The sequence below is a fragment of the Maritimimonas sp. 2210JD6-3 genome (assembly GCF_056591795.1).
This window is the reverse complement of the sequence record NZ_JBWQOJ010000026.1, coordinates 13,276-30,401: the sequence shown is the minus strand read 5'-3', so window position 1 is coordinate 30,401 and position 17,126 is coordinate 13,276. Positions and strand designations below refer to the sequence as shown.

General features: G+C 33.9%; 18 protein-coding genes. 1 reads left to right on the top strand and 17 read right to left on the bottom strand.

The features are described 5' to 3' along the window. The first annotated feature begins 94 nt into the window (after positions 1-94). On the top strand, positions 95-448 hold the full coding sequence (locus AC1EUY_RS11325) for a DUF779 domain-containing protein (protein WP_480195651.1): 354 nt from the start codon (positions 95-97) through the stop codon (positions 446-448). On the opposite strand, the gene AC1EUY_RS11320 is transcribed toward AC1EUY_RS11325, so the two are convergent. The 17 genes from AC1EUY_RS11320 to AC1EUY_RS11240 form a co-directional block, all read right to left on the bottom strand. Continuing rightward, the gene (locus tag AC1EUY_RS11320) at positions 449-1,543 is read right to left on the bottom strand and encodes an NHL repeat-containing protein (RefSeq protein ID WP_480195650.1); all 1,095 of its coding nucleotides are present in this window, start codon (positions 1,541-1,543) and stop codon (positions 449-451) included. 3 nt (positions 1,544-1,546) lie between these two features. Then, on the bottom strand, positions 1,547-2,608 hold the full coding sequence (gene hypE / locus AC1EUY_RS11315; protein WP_480195649.1) for a hydrogenase expression/formation protein HypE: 1,062 nt from the start codon (positions 2,606-2,608) through the stop codon (positions 1,547-1,549). 20 nt (positions 2,609-2,628) lie between these two features. Next, positions 2,629-3,723 (bottom strand): hydrogenase formation protein HypD, encoded by a 1,095-nt coding sequence (gene hypD / locus AC1EUY_RS11310; protein WP_480195648.1) that lies wholly within the window; start codon positions 3,721-3,723, stop codon positions 2,629-2,631. After that, entirely contained in the window at positions 3,720-4,001 is a 282-nt protein-coding gene (locus tag AC1EUY_RS11305; RefSeq protein ID WP_480195647.1) for a HypC/HybG/HupF family hydrogenase formation chaperone, read from the bottom strand. Before AC1EUY_RS11305 ends, hypD begins: the two co-directional genes overlap by 4 nt. 4 nt (positions 4,002-4,005) lie before the next feature. After that, positions 4,006-6,267, bottom strand: coding sequence for a carbamoyltransferase HypF (gene hypF / locus AC1EUY_RS11300; RefSeq protein ID WP_480195646.1), 2,262 nt, complete (start codon positions 6,265-6,267; stop codon positions 4,006-4,008). A gap of 49 nt (positions 6,268-6,316) precedes the next feature. Then, positions 6,317-7,018: a hydrogenase nickel incorporation protein HypB gene (hypB, locus tag AC1EUY_RS11295; RefSeq protein ID WP_480195645.1), complete on the bottom strand. Its 702-nt coding sequence runs from the start codon at positions 7,016-7,018 to the stop codon at positions 6,317-6,319. Between the two features lie 40 nt (positions 7,019-7,058). Continuing rightward, on the bottom strand, positions 7,059-7,406 hold the full coding sequence (locus tag AC1EUY_RS11290) for a hydrogenase maturation nickel metallochaperone HypA/HybF (RefSeq protein ID WP_480195644.1): 348 nt from the start codon (positions 7,404-7,406) through the stop codon (positions 7,059-7,061). Between the two features lie 2 nt (positions 7,407-7,408). Continuing rightward, entirely contained in the window at positions 7,409-8,890 is a 1,482-nt protein-coding gene (locus tag AC1EUY_RS11285) for a hypothetical protein (RefSeq protein WP_480195643.1), read from the bottom strand. Beyond that, entirely contained in the window at positions 8,865-9,131 is a 267-nt protein-coding gene (locus tag AC1EUY_RS11280) for a hypothetical protein (protein WP_480195642.1), read from the bottom strand. The genes AC1EUY_RS11285 and AC1EUY_RS11280 overlap by 26 nt, the downstream gene beginning before the upstream one ends. Further along, positions 9,131-9,448 carry a hypothetical protein gene (locus AC1EUY_RS11275; RefSeq protein ID WP_480195641.1) on the bottom strand — a complete coding sequence of 106 codons (318 nt, stop codon included), beginning with the start codon at positions 9,446-9,448 and terminating at the stop codon, positions 9,131-9,133. The genes AC1EUY_RS11280 and AC1EUY_RS11275 overlap by 1 nt, the downstream gene beginning before the upstream one ends. Then, complete coding sequence (locus tag AC1EUY_RS11270) at positions 9,445-9,924, bottom strand: hydrogenase maturation protease (RefSeq protein ID WP_480195640.1); 480 nt, start codon at positions 9,922-9,924, stop codon at positions 9,445-9,447. The genes AC1EUY_RS11275 and AC1EUY_RS11270 overlap by 4 nt, the downstream gene beginning before the upstream one ends. An 80-nt stretch (positions 9,925-10,004) precedes the next feature. Beyond that, the gene (locus AC1EUY_RS11265) at positions 10,005-11,597 is read right to left on the bottom strand and encodes a nickel-dependent hydrogenase large subunit (RefSeq protein WP_480195639.1); all 1,593 of its coding nucleotides are present in this window, start codon (positions 11,595-11,597) and stop codon (positions 10,005-10,007) included. Positions 11,598-11,615: 18 nt separating this feature from the next. Beyond that, positions 11,616-12,575 carry an NADH-quinone oxidoreductase subunit B family protein gene (locus AC1EUY_RS11260; protein ID WP_480195638.1) on the bottom strand — a complete coding sequence of 320 codons (960 nt, stop codon included), beginning with the start codon at positions 12,573-12,575 and terminating at the stop codon, positions 11,616-11,618. Positions 12,576-12,871: 296 nt separating this feature from the next. Beyond that, positions 12,872-14,455, bottom strand: a complete 1,584-nt coding sequence (locus AC1EUY_RS11255) for a hydantoinase/oxoprolinase N-terminal domain-containing protein (protein ID WP_480195637.1) — start codon at positions 14,453-14,455, stop codon at positions 12,872-12,874. Positions 14,456-14,463: 8 nt separating this feature from the next. Continuing rightward, positions 14,464-15,540, bottom strand: a complete 1,077-nt coding sequence (locus tag AC1EUY_RS11250; RefSeq protein ID WP_480195636.1) for a DUF917 domain-containing protein — start codon at positions 15,538-15,540, stop codon at positions 14,464-14,466. A 1-nt stretch (position 15,541) separates the two neighbouring features. Continuing rightward, entirely contained in the window at positions 15,542-16,741 is a 1,200-nt protein-coding gene (locus tag AC1EUY_RS11245) for a cytosine permease (protein ID WP_480195635.1), read from the bottom strand. Positions 16,742-16,798: 57 nt separating this feature from the next. Then, the gene (locus AC1EUY_RS11240) at positions 16,799-17,125 is read right to left on the bottom strand and encodes a hypothetical protein (RefSeq protein ID WP_480195634.1); all 327 of its coding nucleotides are present in this window, start codon (positions 17,123-17,125) and stop codon (positions 16,799-16,801) included. Position 17,126: the final 1 nt, after the last annotated feature.

Sequence of the window (17,126 nt, the reverse complement as noted above, 5' to 3'; positions counted from 1 at the left end):
TGCTATAAAAGTATAAAAAGGCAAAACAGAACCAAAAAAGTAATTTTGTAGCAAATTGAAAAAGTTTAAATGAGTTTTTAGTAAATAAAATAGTATGCAACGAATAGAAATAACAGTTGAAGCTGGTAAAATAGTAAATCAACTAAAAGAAAAGTATGGAGAACTTATTTTTCATTTAAGTGGTGGTTGTTGTGATGGTTCATCACCAATGCTATTAGAAAAAGAAGAAATGTATCTTGATGAGAGTGACATTTTATTAGGTATCATTGAGGGCGTAAATTTTTATATGAATCAAGATCAATTTGAATACTGGAGACATACACATCTTACCGTAGATATTACCAAAGGCAGGGGGTCAAGTTTTTCATTAGAAATTCCGCTAGGGCTTCGATTTATTATTCAATCAAGATTATTAACCAAAGAAGAAAATCAACTCTTTAACAAATAATCATAAATTTAAATCACCAATAACCAAACGATGATTTCCAGTATCTGCAATGAATAATTTATCCTTTTCAGTTGTAATCGAAAATGGCCAATAAATAGCAGGATGCGTTCCGCGCATATTCTCTTTATACTCACTGCTTGTAATAAAATTTGGCCTTCCTATTAAAGCATCAGCATTTTTATTATTTTCTTTTGGAATAGCGTTAAAAATTAAAATTCTACTATTTCCTGTATCGTTAACCAAAATACCATCTTTATAAAAACATGCATCATACGTCCAGTTTAAGGTATTGGCTTCTGGTGAAAGTCTAAACTGATTCTGGCCCGCATTATCAAAGTTTTCTTGTCCTATGATGATATCAGCAGGTTTATTAAAAGCATCATTTTTGTCTTTCCAAACCAAAACTCTATAAAACTGTGTATCGGCTATCGCTAAATAACCTTTCTTATTAAGTTTAACAGAATATGGCCAAACAGAATCTTTATTCTCATAATCACGAGTTTTGAAATCTGGTTTTCCAATTACTTTGTCTGCATTGGCAAAGTTTTCAGTGGGAATTGTTTTAAAAAACAAAACACGACGGTTACCTGTATCAGCAATCCAAAGACTTATACCATCAGAAAAAACACCATACGGCCAATTTAAAGTATTGGCTTCTGGGTTTGATGATTGCCCTTTCTCATTAGGTTGATTCGTTTCAAAATCTGGTTGCCCTAAAACTACATCTGCTGGTTGTGCATTTTTTTTAGGAATGGTATGCCATATCAACACACGATGATTCCAAGCATCAGCAACAATCAATTTGTTCCCATCACTCCAAACACCTGAAGGATAATGTAAGGTTTTTGAAGAAACAGATTCATTAGAATTTCTGCCTGAATTCCCAATAACTTCCTGTCCCAAAATAACATCAGGTTCTTTAAATTCAGACGTCGGAATGCTGTTCCAAATAAACACCCGATTCTGGCCTGTATCTGAAACAAATAACATATTATTTGCTACAAAAACTCCCCTTGGTGCTAAAAATGGTTTATGTTTTGAGCCTTTAAAAGTATATGCATTTGTAACCTTATCACCTAAAGTAGTATAATCCATAAACTAACAAATTCTTGGTAATTGTTCTCCAGGAAGCATACTTACCATACGCTTTCCTCCAATAGTACTTTCTAAAATGACTTGTTTAGGATGTTCATTTACAACAGATCCAATAATTTTTGCATGAATGCCATTTTTATCTTTCTGAAGTGTTTCTAAAAATGAATCAGCTATAGAAGCATCCACAAAACTTAAAAACAAGCCTTCGTTTGCTACGTATAAAGGATCTAACCCCAATAGCTCACAAGCACTTGCCACTTGGCTATCTATTGGTAAATCTTTCTGAAAAATGTCGATTCCTACATTAGAGGATAATGCAATTTCTTTAAGAACTGTCGCAACTCCACCACGTGTTGGATCGGTTAAGAGATGAATTGCTGAACCAAACTTATCAATCATTCCTAAAATAGTATGATTTAAATTTGTAGTGTCGCTCTCTATAGTTGAATCAAACTCCAATCCCTCTCGAACAGACATAATCGCCATACCATGCGTTGCCATATTACCACTAATGATAATTTTGTCTCCAATTTTAATATTCTTTTCGTTAATATTTGCTTTAGGATGAATGTTACCGACACCAGACGTATTAATAAATATTTTATCGCCTTTACCTTTTTCTACTACTTTAGTATCTCCTGTAACTACTTTTACATTAGCTTTTTCACAAGCGTATTTAATAGCTACTAAAATTTCCCAAAATTCTGTCATTTTTAACCCTTCTTCAATAATAAAACTTAAGGATAAGTACTTGGGAATAGCACCACACACTGCTAAATCGTTAACAGTACCATTAACAGCGAGCTCCCCTATATTTCCACCAGGAAAAAAAACTGGTGATACCAAAAAGCTATCTGTAGAAAACGCCATTTTGCCATTCATTTCCAAAAAAGCACCATCATGTCGTTTATCTAAAATATCGTTACTCAACAAATCGAAAACACCACTATCGAGCAATTTATTGGTTAGAGTTCCTCCACTTCCATGCCCAAGTGTAATGACATCAAAATCTAATTTTGGCATTGGGCATTGCAGTTGCATTCGTATTTTTTTTGAATCCGACATTTATAACTATTAAATAAAAATTATGCTTCAACAAGCCCTGAAAAATGGTAGTAAGCAGCACAAGCGCCTTCACTACTTACCATTGGTGCACCAAGTGGAAATGATGGTTTACACTTTTTACCAAACTGAGGACATTCAAAAGGTTTCTTTATGCCTTTCATAATTTGACCAGAAATACAATCGGGATGCTCAGGTGCTTCCTCTATTGAGATACTAAACTTTTTATTGGCATCAAAAGCAGCATATTTTTCTTTAACAGCATAGCCACTTTCAGGAATTTCGCCAATACCTCTCCACATTTGATTTCTAATCTCGAAGACTTCGAAAATCATTTTTTGAGCTTCGATATTCCCTTCTTCTTTAACAATTCGTGAATATTGATTCTCAACTTTTGATTTATGAGCTTCTAACTGACGAATCACCATCAGGATGCCTTGCAGCACATCTAAAGGTTCGAAACCAGTGACTACAATTGGTACACTATAGGTTGCCGAAAGTGGATGATACTCTGAATTCCCCATAATGGTACATACGTGTCCTGCAGCTAAAAAACCATCAATTTTACTTTCCTCATCATCAATTACTGCTTTAATCGCTGGCGGCACCAATACATGCGACGTCAAAATAGAGTAATTACTTAAGCCCTTTCTGTCTGCATGAATAACAGATAAAGCATTGGCTGGTGCAGTAGTTTCAAAACCAACTGCAAAAAACACAACTTCAATATCTGGGTTATCTTCTGCAATTTTCACCGCTTCTAAGGGCGAATATAAAATACGAATATCAGCTCCTTTTGCTTTAGCTTCTAGCAAATTAATTTTAGAGCCAGGTACACGAAGCATATCTCCAAAAGAACATAAAATCACATCTTCATTCAATGCCAAATGAATGGCTTTATCTATTAAATTTAAAGGTGTTACGCAAACAGGACAACCTGGACCATGAATCATAGTAACTTGATCTGGAAGCATTTCTATAATGCCATTTTTAACCAAACTATGTGTTTGCCCGCCACAAACTTCCATTATAGACCAAGGTTGTGTAACTGTTTTTTTTATTTCTTCGAGATACTGCTTTGCTAATTCAGGATCTCGATATTCATTCATGTACTTCATAAATCTTCCTTTTTTGGTAAATACTCATCAACATCCTCCAATTCTCCCAATTCACCTATCTCTTCTAAATATTCAAATGTTTTCTTAGCTTCTTCTTCATTGACTTTGCTTATCGCAACACCAACATGCACCAATACATAATCACCAATATCTGCATCTGTTAACATTTCAAGACTTGCCTCTTTGGTAATACCTCCAAAAGACACTTTTGCCATTCTAACCATACCATTATGCTGTAACTCTATACTTTTTATTTTTCCTGGAATTGCTAAACACATTATTCTAATTTTTTATATATTGATGGTACATTAATTGTCCAAAAGATATATTCTCATCGTTAGCAGACAATTTACGATTTAATTTTAAATTTATTTGTTGATTCTTAGCCATTTGAGTCAAATGAGTAATCAATAATGAATTTTGAAAAACACCACCACTACAAGCAATGGTTTTTATATTGTTTTTATGAGCGATATTGATAATTATTTTAGCTAAAGTAAAAATAAAACTACCAGCAATATAAGCTTTAGAAACACCATCATTAAATGCTTTGATGATTATTTGAATTAAAAGTTTTGAAGGGATTGTATCATAACTTTTGAATTCTAACAAATCTGAATAATCATCAGAATTTGATGTGCTAGCGCATTTTTCAAGTAGCATTGCGGCTTCAGCTTCAAACGTATTTATATCAACAACATCAAGTGCTGAAGCCACAGCGTCAAACAATCTACCTACAGATGATGTTTTAAGCGTGTTTGTTTTAATTGTTTTTGAATAAATAGCCCATTCTGTTTTAGAAAACTTATGTTTTATTAGTTTTCTATGTTCATCGTCTAAAAGACTGAATAATGCCAAGCGTGGCTCTTTTGCCATTTTATCATTTGCTAACCAATCGTAATACTCAAAATGAGTTGATCGTTTTATTTCTTTATTTTGATATGTAAAAAACTCTCCTCCCCAAATCTGATGATCATCGCCTAAACCTGTTCCATCCCATATTACACCTAATATTTTTTCTCTGAAATCAAACATGTTATGCTCTCTTAAAACACTTGCAAAATGTGCTTTATGATGTTGAATTTCTTTTAGATTAACATTCCATTTTGAGGTCAATTCTTTTCCTAAAATAGAACTTTGATATTGTGAATGCTTATCTATAAGAATTGTTTTTGGTTTCGTTTCAAACAAGTTTATATATTGTTCTATTGTAGTTTTATAACGCTCTAAAACATCATAGTTATCTAAATTTCCGAAGTATTGACTTATATACATTTGCCCATTTGGAACAAAAGTAAATGTACTCTTTAAATGAGCTCCCATTGCTAAAACAGGTGCTTCATTAGGTGTTGCTTCAACCTCTATATGATTTGGTGCTAATCCTCTTGAACGTCTGAAGATAAGTTTTTGTCTATTTACAAACTTTAGAACAGAGTCATCCTGTGAAAATTGAATATCAAGATTGTGATGCAAGAAATAATCCGCCACTTCTTTCAAGAGGTTTTCTGCTTCCTCTTCTATAGAAATAATTGGTGAGCCATGTATATTACCGCTTGTAGCTACAATAGGTGTTCCTATTTTTTGCATTAGCAAGTGCAATAATGATGATGATGGCAACATCACACCAGTTTGATTTAAGTTTGGTGCAATCTCTTGAGTCGCAATCTGTGCTTTTTTAGTGTTTTGTAATATTACTATTGGTGCAACTCGAGATTGCAACGCCTCTTTTTCACAAGATGATAATTCAAAGTATTCGTTCACCATTTCAATTGAAGGGTACAATACAGCAAAAGGTTTGTTGGGTCTTTTCTTTCGTATTCTTAAAGTTTTAATTGCTTTAGAATTTGAAGCATCGCAACACAATAGGTAACCATTGGTGTTTTTAATCGCTATAATCTTTCCTTGATTAAGAAACTGAACGACCTTGTTAATACAATCATTTTGATCTCTTGCAACTAACTTTCCTTCATTATCCGTAAAGCGTAATTGTATCCCACAAGCACTACATGAATTGGTTTGAGAATGAAACCGTCTATCATTTGGGTTGGTATATTCTTCACTACAAACCTCACACATCTTAAAATTTGTTAATGATGTATGCGTTCTTTCAAATGGAAATTTACTAGTAATAGCATAACGAGGGCCACAGTGTACACAAGTAGTAAACGGATACTTAAAACGTCTGTTCTTTGAATCTGATAGTTCTGCTTTACAAGACTCGCAAACAGTAAAATCTGGTGTTAGGGGCAAATTGATTTGAGTTTTTACTTTAGAAGTAACGATGGTAAACTCATTAAATTCTAAATATGCGTTTTCATCAATAGTATGTGAAGTGATTATAGCTATTTCAGGTTTGTTAACAAGAATAGCATCTAAAAATTTTTCTACACCTACTTCGGATGTATTACAAAAAATAATAACACCATTTTCATTATTTGAGACTGTACCATTAAGCTGATGCTCTTTAGCAAGATTAAAAATAAAAGGACGAAAACCCACACCTTGCACACGTCCTTTTATTTGTATTTTAAATGTTTTTAGCATCTTAAGTCATTAACACCTCGAAGGTTTCGAAAATCTTCGAGGGTTACTATTAAATTGCTTGTTTTTGCCTTACTTTTTCAACTAACCAATCACACCATTCATCAATACCTTCTTCGTTAATAGAAGATATTTGAATTACTTCTAATTCATGATTTACTTCTCGTGCATCTTTCGTTACAGCCTCAACAGAAAATGGTAAATAAGGCAGTAAATCTGATTTCGAAACCAGCATCATATCACTCGTTAAAAACATTCGCGGATATTTTTTTGGTTTATCATCTCCTTCAGTCGTTGCCATTAAAGTGACACGGTAATCTTCACCTAAATCAAAAGAAGCTGGACATACTAAATTTCCAACATTTTCAATAAAAAGCAAATCGATATTAGGCAAATCAAACTGATCTAATACTTGATGAATCATCTGTGCTTCTAAATGACAAATTCCACCTGTAACTATTTGTAAAGCAAAGATTCCTGTCTCTCGAATACGATCGGCATCTCGTTCGGTCTCTAAATCACCTACCATTACTGCTATAGTCAATTTATTCTTTAGCTTTTCAGCAGTTTTTTGCATTAAAGTGGTTTTTCCACTACCAGCAGATGAAGTAATATTAACCAATAGTGTATTGGTTTTTGTCATTTCCTTTTTTATAATATCTGCTACAAAATCGTTAGCCTTTAACAGATTAATGTTTGTATTCTCGCATTGTGCTGTTCCTCGAGCAACTTTTGTGGATTTATCTACACTCATAATATATTTTTTAAATAATTAGTGATTTATAAACACTGTGTTAATCTTCAAATTCTACTTTATGTATTAACATTTCCTCGCCTTGAATTACATTTTTACTTGGCTTTTCGCAATTATCACAGATAAATCGATAGTTCTTTACATCTGTAATATGATTACAAACTTCACATTGAATTTTAAGTGTTGTAGATTCAATATAAAGGTTTACATGATGGTATCCCGGATTAGTAATATGGTATGCGCTATATGCATTATGTAATAGTCGTGGTTCTATATTTGACAAAATCCCTACTTTAAGATGAATCGCTTTCATCTTATTCAATTTTTCTTGTTCAAACTCCATTTCTAAAGTTCGCATAATACTATTTACGATGGACGTTTCGTGCATAATTAACTCAATATAATTTTTAATTTTTTTAAGGCTTCTATATGTTCGCTGGCCTTTTCAATTAATGTGTTATCTGTAACTAATTGACTTATTTCGTTGGCTTTATTGAGCATCGTATTGTACTTTTTAAATTCTTCTTCACTATCTTCATTATGCATAATCCAATAGAGTTCTAATTGATTCACCAAAGTTAAAGCACGTTCGAAAGGGTATGCTTCTGCCGTTCTAACCGTCAGAGCCTCTTCAAACATCCCAAAAGCTTTATCTAAATTGTTATGTAATTTAGCTTCAGGAAAACTCATTAAAGCGGTAGCATAATTGTGACTTGCCATCGCAAACTCGTAAGGGTAGCTTTCTTTAGTATAAAATTTTAATACTTCCTTAAAAGAGGAAGCACAAAAGGCCGTCCAAATTGGTTTTTCTTCTGAAGACACAGGAATTTCTGAATAAATCAGTGCTAAATTATGATGTACATCAGCAAACTTTTGAGGATGTGTATCTCGCTTAAACACTTTTAGCGTATCTTGAAATGCATTTATGGCAGGTTTGTAATATTGAGGACTTCCGTTTTTACTCCACGTATAAAGCAAGATAGCTTTTCGTAAACCAGCTTCACCCAAAAACTCTGGAATATCAGCCTCCTTAAAAATTAAAATGGCTTTATTGATGAAGTCTTTAGAACCAATATAATCCTCTTGAAAATTGGCGATTTCTGAAGCATCAACGTATAATAAACCAGCATTTACCTTTTGGTCTTTTGTTTCATAAAAGTTGATTCCTTTGCGAAATAACTCTGAAATCTCTTCGAGTGTATCATCGTTGTATGGCAATTGCAATTGTGCCATTAAGGCCGAGGCCAATTGAATATTTAACACATTTTTTGCCTCAAGAGATATAGCGTTATCTTGAAGCGAACGTATAAGCTGTTCTGCTTCTTTAAAAGCTTCATTATCTAAAAGAAAATTACTGTAATGCTTCGCTGTAAATACCCTTGTCTCATCATCTGTTGAATTATCAATGGCGTTTTGATAACGTTGCTTAAATTCCTCAAAAGAATATGAATTTTTATAATTTCCGTAGTGCTGTATGATGCATTGATTATGAAGTGAGTCGATTTTAGAAAACATATCTTCTGAAATCTCATAACCAAATTGCAAATGGGTGGCTACTAAAAGATCATTATACAAGCTGTTTTCTTCTGAAAGAAATTCGAATGCTTTTTGATGATTACCTAACTTATAAAAGATTATGGCTAAAAGATTATTAGAATCATAGGCAACATTTGGCAGTACATAAGGTGGCTCTGTATCGTACCAATCAAGTGTAATTTTTATTATATTCTCCTCAACTATAAGCAGTTTAGATGTATTATCAATATCGTTTGTATTATCTACAACGGTAACCAACTCGTTTAAGCGATCAACAGTTTGAATGACTTCAGAAATAGGTTCTTTAAAGTTAGTTGCTGTTAATATTGTAATCATCTTTGTTTACTTTTTGTGTTCCTCTAATATCTTTTGCGGCTGTTTGTTGCATATTCTTTGCATACACTTCTGCTAATTGTTTCGATCTATAATCGCCTATTTTTTGGATTAAAATATGGTTGGGGTTTTTAGTATTAATAAATACAAGTGACACTTCCCAACGACTATTTACCTCTTCAATTTTATATTGTACTTCGGCATCTAATAACCAAGCATCGTTTGGGTCATTTCGTTTTGCCATTATAAATTAACTTTTATAAGGTTTGTATTTTTAATCACTTCAAAATCAAGTGCTCTATCTGTCATATCTAAATCATTATCAATTAAAATTTCTCGAATTGCCAACGTTCTGTCTCCTTTTAGGTTTCTTGATTTTAATAAAAATTGTGTTGGCTCATACATTTTCACAAACCATTGACTACTAACAGGTGTTATAAGTAATCTTTTTTGAGTTTTCACGTACGTAACATAAGCATAATGAATATTTTGAAAAACAGTTTCTACTAATTCACTATCTAAAAAAATATGAGATGATTTTAATGACACCTTCTCGCTCACAATACTTCTAAAATTTTTAATTCGTCTAATATATGCTCAACAACTTTATCTCCAGCAAGTTTAACAGCATCACTTAGTTCCACCTCTAATTTCGTATTTTCTATAGCAATTAAATACACTTGAATATCATCGGGATACTCATCTTGTAGAATCTTTTTAGCATACGATAAGGCTTGATCCCATTTCATACCGTGTAGAAACACCAATGGATCTTCTTGCGGTGCTCTCAACACTTCTTCAGCTGGTACTTTAAACAATGTACCTACAGGCTCATTGGTATTTAAAGCAGCATCAACTAAAATTATTTTTTGATGTCCTTTTAAACCAAACAATACTTCAAAAGCAGCCGTACCCATATCAAAAATATTGATAGCATCGTTCTCACCAATATGTTCTTTTAGTTTTTCAATGACATACATACCAATACCATCATCACTACGTACTGGATTTCCAAAACCCATAATTGCAATTTGCATCTTTAATTTCTTTAAAATTAAAAAACTTTCTTAAGTGTTACCTTAAGAAAGTTTTATGTAACTATTTTATATTGTACGTGTTATAATTTAAATTTCGATAATTCGACACCACTTTTTTCATCATGTGCATGTACAGTACATACTAAACAAGAATCAAATGATCGTGCCACGATACCAACTTCAACAGGATCAGCTGGGTCTTCAATTTCAATGCCCATTAATGCTTTCTCTATTGGTCCAGGGTTATCATTGCCATCTTGTGGGCCAACATTCCAAGTCGTTGGTGCCATTACTTGATAATTCTTTATAACACCATCTTTAATTTCGATCCAATGAGCTAACGCACCACGAGCAGCTTCGGTTGCTCCAAAGCCTTTTCCATCTTTTTCAACAGGTTTGTTATAAAATACGCCATCAAGGTCTATTTCAGATAACCATTGTTCAATAAATTTATAGATTCTTGGAGCTTCATGTACTCGAGCTAGAACACGTGTAAATACACTTGGTCCTAATTTTTTAATAATGTCTCCAAATAATGGATCTCTGATTTGATGTTCTTTATTTTTTGGATTTGCATTCATAATAACACGAGCCAATGGTCCCGTTTCACATGCGTGTCCATCATATCGTGGTGATTTTGCCCAAGAATATTGTCCATCAAAATCTGTGTCATGTAATACCTGAGATTTTGCAGGTGTAGGTAAAGGTTCATCCCAAGGATGCAAACCGTCTTCTTGATTATCGTACCAAGAATGCTTTACATGTTCGCTTACTTTTAAATGATCAAATTCATGCCAATTTTCCCCATCAAAGAAACCACTTGAACTAATTAAAGCATGATTTCTTCCTTCAATCGTTGGATTATTATATAAATCCTTATGTAAATATGTTCCTGTTGCCAAAAATTTACCAACACCTTGTCCAAATTTATCTAAACCAAACTCAAGTCCAGCTCTAATAAGCAAACCTAAGTCACTATTTTTGTGTGATTCGTTTTCTTCTACCCAAGCTAACATATCATCCCATGATTTGATTTCCATATAACGCTCAATAGAACATCCCAACCAAATAGGTTCTAACCAGTCATTCTTAAACTGTGCTAAAATAGCATGTGCTCTTGTAATATCTTTTAAAGTAGGTGCACACATTACGCCTCCTGGAACCATATAACTAGAGTGTGGCCATTGGCCACCAAACAAAGCATAAATTTGTACTGGTAACGCACTCGCTGTTAATCCTTTTTGAAATGTGGTGCCTACATAAGCAGACCAGCGTTCAACTACTTCTTTGTACAAAGGTTGATTTGCATATTTTTTATTTGCTAAATCTGTTGCAAAAATAGCATAGTACCATCTTGGAATACTCTGCAAGGTTTCTGAGGCTTGACCAATTGCTCTTAAAAGTAAGGCGTTTGGTGACAATTTTGTTCCCCATGCAGTGTCTAATGCAGAAGAAGCACAATACAAGTGGGAACCTCCACAAATACCGCAAATTCTTGGCGTTACAATAAGACCTGATTGTGGGTCTTTACCAGCCATAATTTTCTCAAAACCTCGAAACATAGCTGCCTGTGTATGCGCTCGGGTTACTTTTCCATTGTCTATGTACACCTTCACATCTAAATCTCCCTCAACTCTTCCTACAGGTGATATATTTAATTCTTTTACTGACATTACTATAGTTTTAATTGATTATTTAGAAGTTTCCATTACTCGCTTGTTGGTTGGCATTACTTTTTGGAAACCAGCCTCCATGTAATATGCCAATTTAGTTCTTCCTGTAGGAACTTCTTTAGGGAATACTCCCATGTACTTCATAGTTTTGAATACACTTCCTTTCATAAGGTCGTTATGTGGGAAACCAGGTTCGGTACATCCTAAACAAGGATGATTCGAGCGTGTTTTACTAGATTGTCTATTCCATAATATATTATTACAGCTCGCTCTAGTCATTGGTCCTCTACAACCCACTTCATAGAATAAACATCCTCCTCTTTTACCAAAATTACCATCAACTTTTTGAGCAAAATTGGTAACGTTAGTACATCCATCTTGAACAAAATCTGTAAAGAATGTTTTAGGCCTATGATAATCATCTATTTGAACATCTCCAATTCTACCAACAGCAATAGCTACTAAAATTTGAGTTATCCAATCTGGATGCGCTGGGCAACCAGGAATATTTATAACTGGTAAACCTCCTTTAGATACGAAGTTAGATCCAAGAAAACCTCCTTTTTGTTTTTTATGAAATTGCAACCCTGTAGATTCACTTGGATTTGGTGGTACAGCAGGAATTCCTCCCCAGGTGGCGCAATCTCCTATGGCAACGACATAACCAGCTACTTCAGAAAGTTCTTTAATCCAATCTTTCATTGGACGGTCTGCAAAGTAATTCATCGATCCAGTTCCATTTGGACCTTGAATTAATGAGCCTTCATACACTAAGATATCCATTTGCTCTTTTCCAGCAATAATATCTCTTAATAAATCCTGAACTTGATCTCCAATTTGTAATCCAGTCGTTGGATGCCAAAGAATATTGAGCCCAAAATCAGTTATGAGTTCTACAACGGTTGGTTCTTCCGCGTTAAGAAAAGACATAGTATTACCACTACATGCACCTCCTTGTAACCATAAAACGTTTGCCATAAAGTGTTGGTTTTTATTAAAGTAAGTCTCGAATATAATAATTTTTGCTTTTAGAATCATTCTAAATAAACAGGATAGATATTTTTTTATATATTTTATTACAATTAAATGATTTTTATTGAATGATGTTTTGTCTTACCACGTACTTCGTAGTTTTCCTTTTTCAGAGAAAGAGCGGTCAGAGTCTTGATTTTATATTGTTGATTATTAAATAGATATAGACACCTTTGTGCTTAGTCGCAGAGTCACTCACTTTTTATTTATAACTATTTGTTGCCATTTGGTAATGATAGAATTTAGCTTATCAAATCTCCACAAAGTTTCACTTTTAATTTAACTGCACCTGGTAGATAAGCCAATGGTATAGACTCTTTAGTTAAAACATTAATGCTACTCTCAGAAGCACCATTATTTAACAAATCATTTTTAACATTTAGCTGGAGTTTTTCTAATTCTTGAGCTTCATCATTTTGTTGGGTATTAATTACCAATTCATTCTCACTGCTAATTTGAGCAATGCAAGCTCCAAAGGCATTAGCAACTTCCATATGTTCTGGAAAAATAACTTCGGATGCTCCAATTATACTTTTCGGTAATAAAAACGCACCTCCACCACATGCTACAACAGGTATTTTTTTTGAATCAGTTTTTAGCTTATCTACTAATTTCTCTACAGAAAGCTTAATTTGATCTTTTACTGCAGCTAAAGCATCAACATAGTTTTTCTTAGAAAGAACTTCTATCGTTTGTTTTAAGCTTTCTGTGTCTAGTGCTCCTTCTATTTGCAAATCACCTGTAGCTAGAAAGAAATCAGAAAGCGTTAATGTATCTCCAGCAAATGCTAATGATTTATCTTTAAGTAAGTATCCAACTGAATCGGGTCCTAACTTACATTCATTATCTTCAAATCTTACTATTGTGCCTCCTCCGATACCAATCGCCACAACATCTGGCATTCTAAAATTTGTCAATACACCACCAATTTGTGCAGCTTGCGTACTCTCTCTCGGAAAATAGTTGACTAGCACTCCACCATCTGAGGTAGTGCCACCTACATCTATTACAATACCATGATCTACTTTTGATAAGGCACCAGCTCCTCTAATACTATTTGTTGGTCCCGAAGAAATAGTAAGTACAGGGAATTTCTGAACTTGCTCTAATGACATTAGTGTACCATCATTTTGGCCTATAAATAACCGAGATAACAACCCCAATCTATTTACGGTTTCTTTAAAAGCATTTACCATTTTTGAAGCAACTCCCTGCAAAGCTGCATTAAGTATCGCTGCGTTTTCCCGTTCTAGTAAACCTAATCCCCCAATTTGATGTGAGCAACTTATTCTTACACTTGCATCTAATATTTCTTTTGCCCAGAGTGCCACTTGTTTTTCTTGATCTGGTAAAGTCTTAGAAAAAATACCAGTAATTGCCAATGATTCAATCTTTCCCTTCATTTTAAGCAGACAATTTTTAACTTCATCTTCGTCTAAAGGGCTTATTAATCTGCCGTCAAACTCATATCCACCACGTACCATATATAAATGATTTCCTAAAAATTCTTTTAAATCACTTGGAAAATCAGTCATTGTTGGAATGGCCTTGCTTGCTGGTAAACCGATACGAATCGCACCAATTTTATTCAATTCTTTACGTTCTACAAGAGCATTGGTACAATGCGTGGTACCAAGCATGATATACTTAATTTCTTCTTTAGGGATATTGGCTTCAAAAATTACCTTTTTAACTGCATTTTCTATACCACTACTTACATCTAATGTTGTTGTCTGTTTAGTTTTTGAAAGTATTTTATTGTCATGAGTAACTAATACTGCATCTGTATTAGTACCTCCAACATCGACTCCTATTTTGTAATACATATTGTCTGTTAGTTTAATTCTTCTATTGGAGTAAATTTCTCTTTATACCCAAATTTTTCAGGTCCACCCAGTTTAATACCCTCTGGTGTTCTCCATTGTTTATCAGCTTTCATTCCTAACACTATAACTCTGGTACCATACTGAATGGTTTCAGCAGTAATTGGTTGAGCGTTTTCTGCATCTATTAATACGATAAGATCTGGGGTTATTGCAACAGGTTTATTATCTTTTTTAGCCAGTAGAAATTCATTCTGAAAATCGAGAATCATTGTTGCGCCTTGGTCAACATCTAATCCAATTATTTCGCAAACTCCTTTATTCCAACGTCCTTCAGTTTTAATGGTCACATTACTTACTTTTCCTATAAATAATTGAATAGCATTTGCTTCTTTTATAAGAGACTGTATTGGGTTTTGCCCTCTCTCTTTAGCGTTGAGTATCGCCTTTCCTAAAGTCTGTGCGTAACTAATAATACCATGTACAGCGGCTTCTTGCACCTGTTTTCCGCTCATTGGATAACATCCAATTGCACAACTACCGCCCATTTGTATGGTTGTAGCACCTACCAATGTTTCACCCCAAACATTATCAATAGTATGATATACATTTCTATTACCTTTTTCATCAGCTTGTGTTATTGGAGAAACTGGAATTCCGTGTAAGGTAAATGTAACCATCTCTAAACGAGGAAAAGCTCTACCCATACCATCGGCATCTACGATAGGAACTCTTTTTTGTGCGGCTACAGATAAAGGTATGACTCCATTTAATCCCCCAGCTTCTGCAGGCATAATTGCATCAATTTTCCTACCTAAATATACTTCCATCATTTCAAATGCTTTGATGAATTCATTCCCTGAAAATAATTTTTCTACCAATATCATAGGGGCTCCAAATGCCGCAATGGGAACCACAAGAGCATCATCACTTAATTCGTCAGCGGTTATTAAGCTTACCTCTCCATATTTTTTTATAGCTTCTTTAGCTAAAAGCTTACCGATATAAGGGTCACCTCCGCCACCTGTACCCAACACAGTTGAACCCATTGCGATATATTCAATTTCATTTATTCCAATTTTTCGCATCTTATTTTATTGTTTTTTGAAGTAAAATATAGCCTATGGCGGCAACTACGATTCCCAATATATTTTTAATATCAGATGTCATAAACAACATTAGCACAACACCGCTCAACCAAGAAATAATTCCTTTCCAATTTAGTTTTTGTGGATTGATGGAATAGGTTTTAGAAAGAAAATAATCAGCAATCATGACACCTGCAATTGGTGTGATAGCAATGGTCAATATTGTTATAAAGCCCATGAAGTATGTTAGTATACCAATTATGGCAAGTCCTATACCAACAAGCCCCACAACCAAGGTAACTTTTGAACGTGATGATTCCTTGAGTTGAAGTAAGTTGGTAAATGCCAAACCTGAAGAATAAATATTCACCACATTGGTAGTCCATGTAGCTAAAATAAGGGTTGACATAGCAAAGAAAGGATACCCTAAGGAAGAAAATATCTCAACAATATCATAGGTGCTTTGTGTTATTGCAAATATTGCTCCAACTGCAAGTAAACATATAGCAGAAGGTATAATTCCGATGATCGAACCTAAGATGGCATCTTTTTTAGTAGCAGCAAAACGGTTATAATCTGGAGAAATAACCCCACCTACAGCTACAAAGCCAATGGTAAAACCAATTGCTTGAAGCAAAGGCATTGTTTTAGTCGGTTTGAAATTTAGTATTTCATCAAAACTATGTGTTTGAAAAGTAACTACTAAGCCATAAATAAGCAATACCGTTAAAGCAGGGACTGCAATATAATTGAGCCGTTTTAGGTACTTAAAACCAAAAACCGCAGTAAGTATCATAACTAAGCCCCAAAATGCAGATGATAACCAAACAGGAATATCTATACCGCTCATTTCAAAAACGATTTTTGAAAATGAAGCTCCTGCTATATTACTTTGTATGCCGAACCATCCCAAAGTAGATATACCAATTACAAGGCCTACGATAATATTTGCACCTAATGTACCAAAACTACTTGAGGCAAGTGATACTGTATTCTTCCTTTTTTCTACGGAAGCAATGCTCAAAAACGACATAAAAAGCACTACAAAACCAAAACCGATTAGCCCTGCTAATAGCGTATCTTCAAAACTTAATGCAGCAATCAAAGTGCTTCCTATTAGTAAAGAAGGTACACTTACCATTCCTCCAAACCATATGCTTGCTAGGCTATACCATTTTGTTATGTTCTGATTATCTTCCATAATTAGTCAGTTACTTTTAACACTATTATTTTTTTTTGTGTATTCGAGAGTACATATTTACTGATGTTGATTTAATACATAAATAAGTTTTGTGTCTTTTAAAACATTCCCTGCTTGTGCTTCGCCAGCATTTATATACACTACATTCCCCTTTTCTAATTTACCGATAGGATGCCCATCTTCACTTAACATTTCGATACAGCCTTCGATGATAATTGAGATTTCATTAAAAGGGTGTTTAGAAAAACCTACTTTAGGAATACGTGTTCCTTGTTTTAAAAAAACAGTTCCACAAATGGTACGAATACCAGCATTGTTTTGTGAAATTAACTCTTTACTGTAATACTCATCAGGTTCTGGATAGCCAATTTTTTTTAATTCCATC

Excerpts from the sequence above, each read along its gene's own strand:
- AC1EUY_RS11325 (WP_480195651.1), top strand. The coding sequence starts at position 95 with ATGCAACGAATAGAAATAACAGTTGAAGCTGGTAAAATAGTAAATCAA.
- AC1EUY_RS11320 (WP_480195650.1), bottom strand. The coding sequence starts at position 1,543 with ATGGATTATACTACTTTAGGTGATAAGGTTACAAATGCATATACTTTT.
- hypE (WP_480195649.1), bottom strand. The coding sequence starts at position 2,608 with ATGTCGGATTCAAAAAAAATACGAATGCAACTGCAATGCCCAATGCCA.
- hypD (WP_480195648.1), bottom strand. The coding sequence starts at position 3,723 with ATGAAGTACATGAATGAATATCGAGATCCTGAATTAGCAAAGCAGTAT.
- AC1EUY_RS11305 (WP_480195647.1), bottom strand. The coding sequence starts at position 4,001 with ATGTGTTTAGCAATTCCAGGAAAAATAAAAAGTATAGAGTTACAGCAT.
- hypF (WP_480195646.1), bottom strand. The coding sequence starts at position 6,267 with ATGCTAAAAACATTTAAAATACAAATAAAAGGACGTGTGCAAGGTGTG.
- hypB (WP_480195645.1), bottom strand. The coding sequence starts at position 7,018 with ATGAGTGTAGATAAATCCACAAAAGTTGCTCGAGGAACAGCACAATGC.
- AC1EUY_RS11290 (WP_480195644.1), bottom strand. The coding sequence starts at position 7,406 with ATGCACGAAACGTCCATCGTAAATAGTATTATGCGAACTTTAGAAATG.
- AC1EUY_RS11285 (WP_480195643.1), bottom strand. The coding sequence starts at position 8,890 with ATGATTACAATATTAACAGCAACTAACTTTAAAGAACCTATTTCTGAA.
- AC1EUY_RS11280 (WP_480195642.1), bottom strand. The coding sequence starts at position 9,131 with ATGGCAAAACGAAATGACCCAAACGATGCTTGGTTATTAGATGCCGAA.
- AC1EUY_RS11270 (WP_480195640.1), bottom strand. The coding sequence starts at position 9,924 with ATGCAAATTGCAATTATGGGTTTTGGAAATCCAGTACGTAGTGATGAT.
- AC1EUY_RS11265 (WP_480195639.1), bottom strand. The coding sequence starts at position 11,597 with ATGTCAGTAAAAGAATTAAATATATCACCTGTAGGAAGAGTTGAGGGA.
- AC1EUY_RS11260 (WP_480195638.1), bottom strand. The coding sequence starts at position 12,575 with ATGGCAAACGTTTTATGGTTACAAGGAGGTGCATGTAGTGGTAATACT.
- AC1EUY_RS11255 (WP_480195637.1), bottom strand. The coding sequence starts at position 14,455 with ATGTATTACAAAATAGGAGTCGATGTTGGAGGTACTAATACAGATGCA.
- AC1EUY_RS11250 (WP_480195636.1), bottom strand. The coding sequence starts at position 15,540 with ATGCGAAAAATTGGAATAAATGAAATTGAATATATCGCAATGGGTTCA.
- AC1EUY_RS11245 (WP_480195635.1), bottom strand. The coding sequence starts at position 16,741 with ATGGAAGATAATCAGAACATAACAAAATGGTATAGCCTAGCAAGCATA.
- AC1EUY_RS11240 (WP_480195634.1), bottom strand. The coding sequence starts at position 17,125 with ATGGAATTAAAAAAAATTGGCTATCCAGAACCTGATGAGTATTACAGT.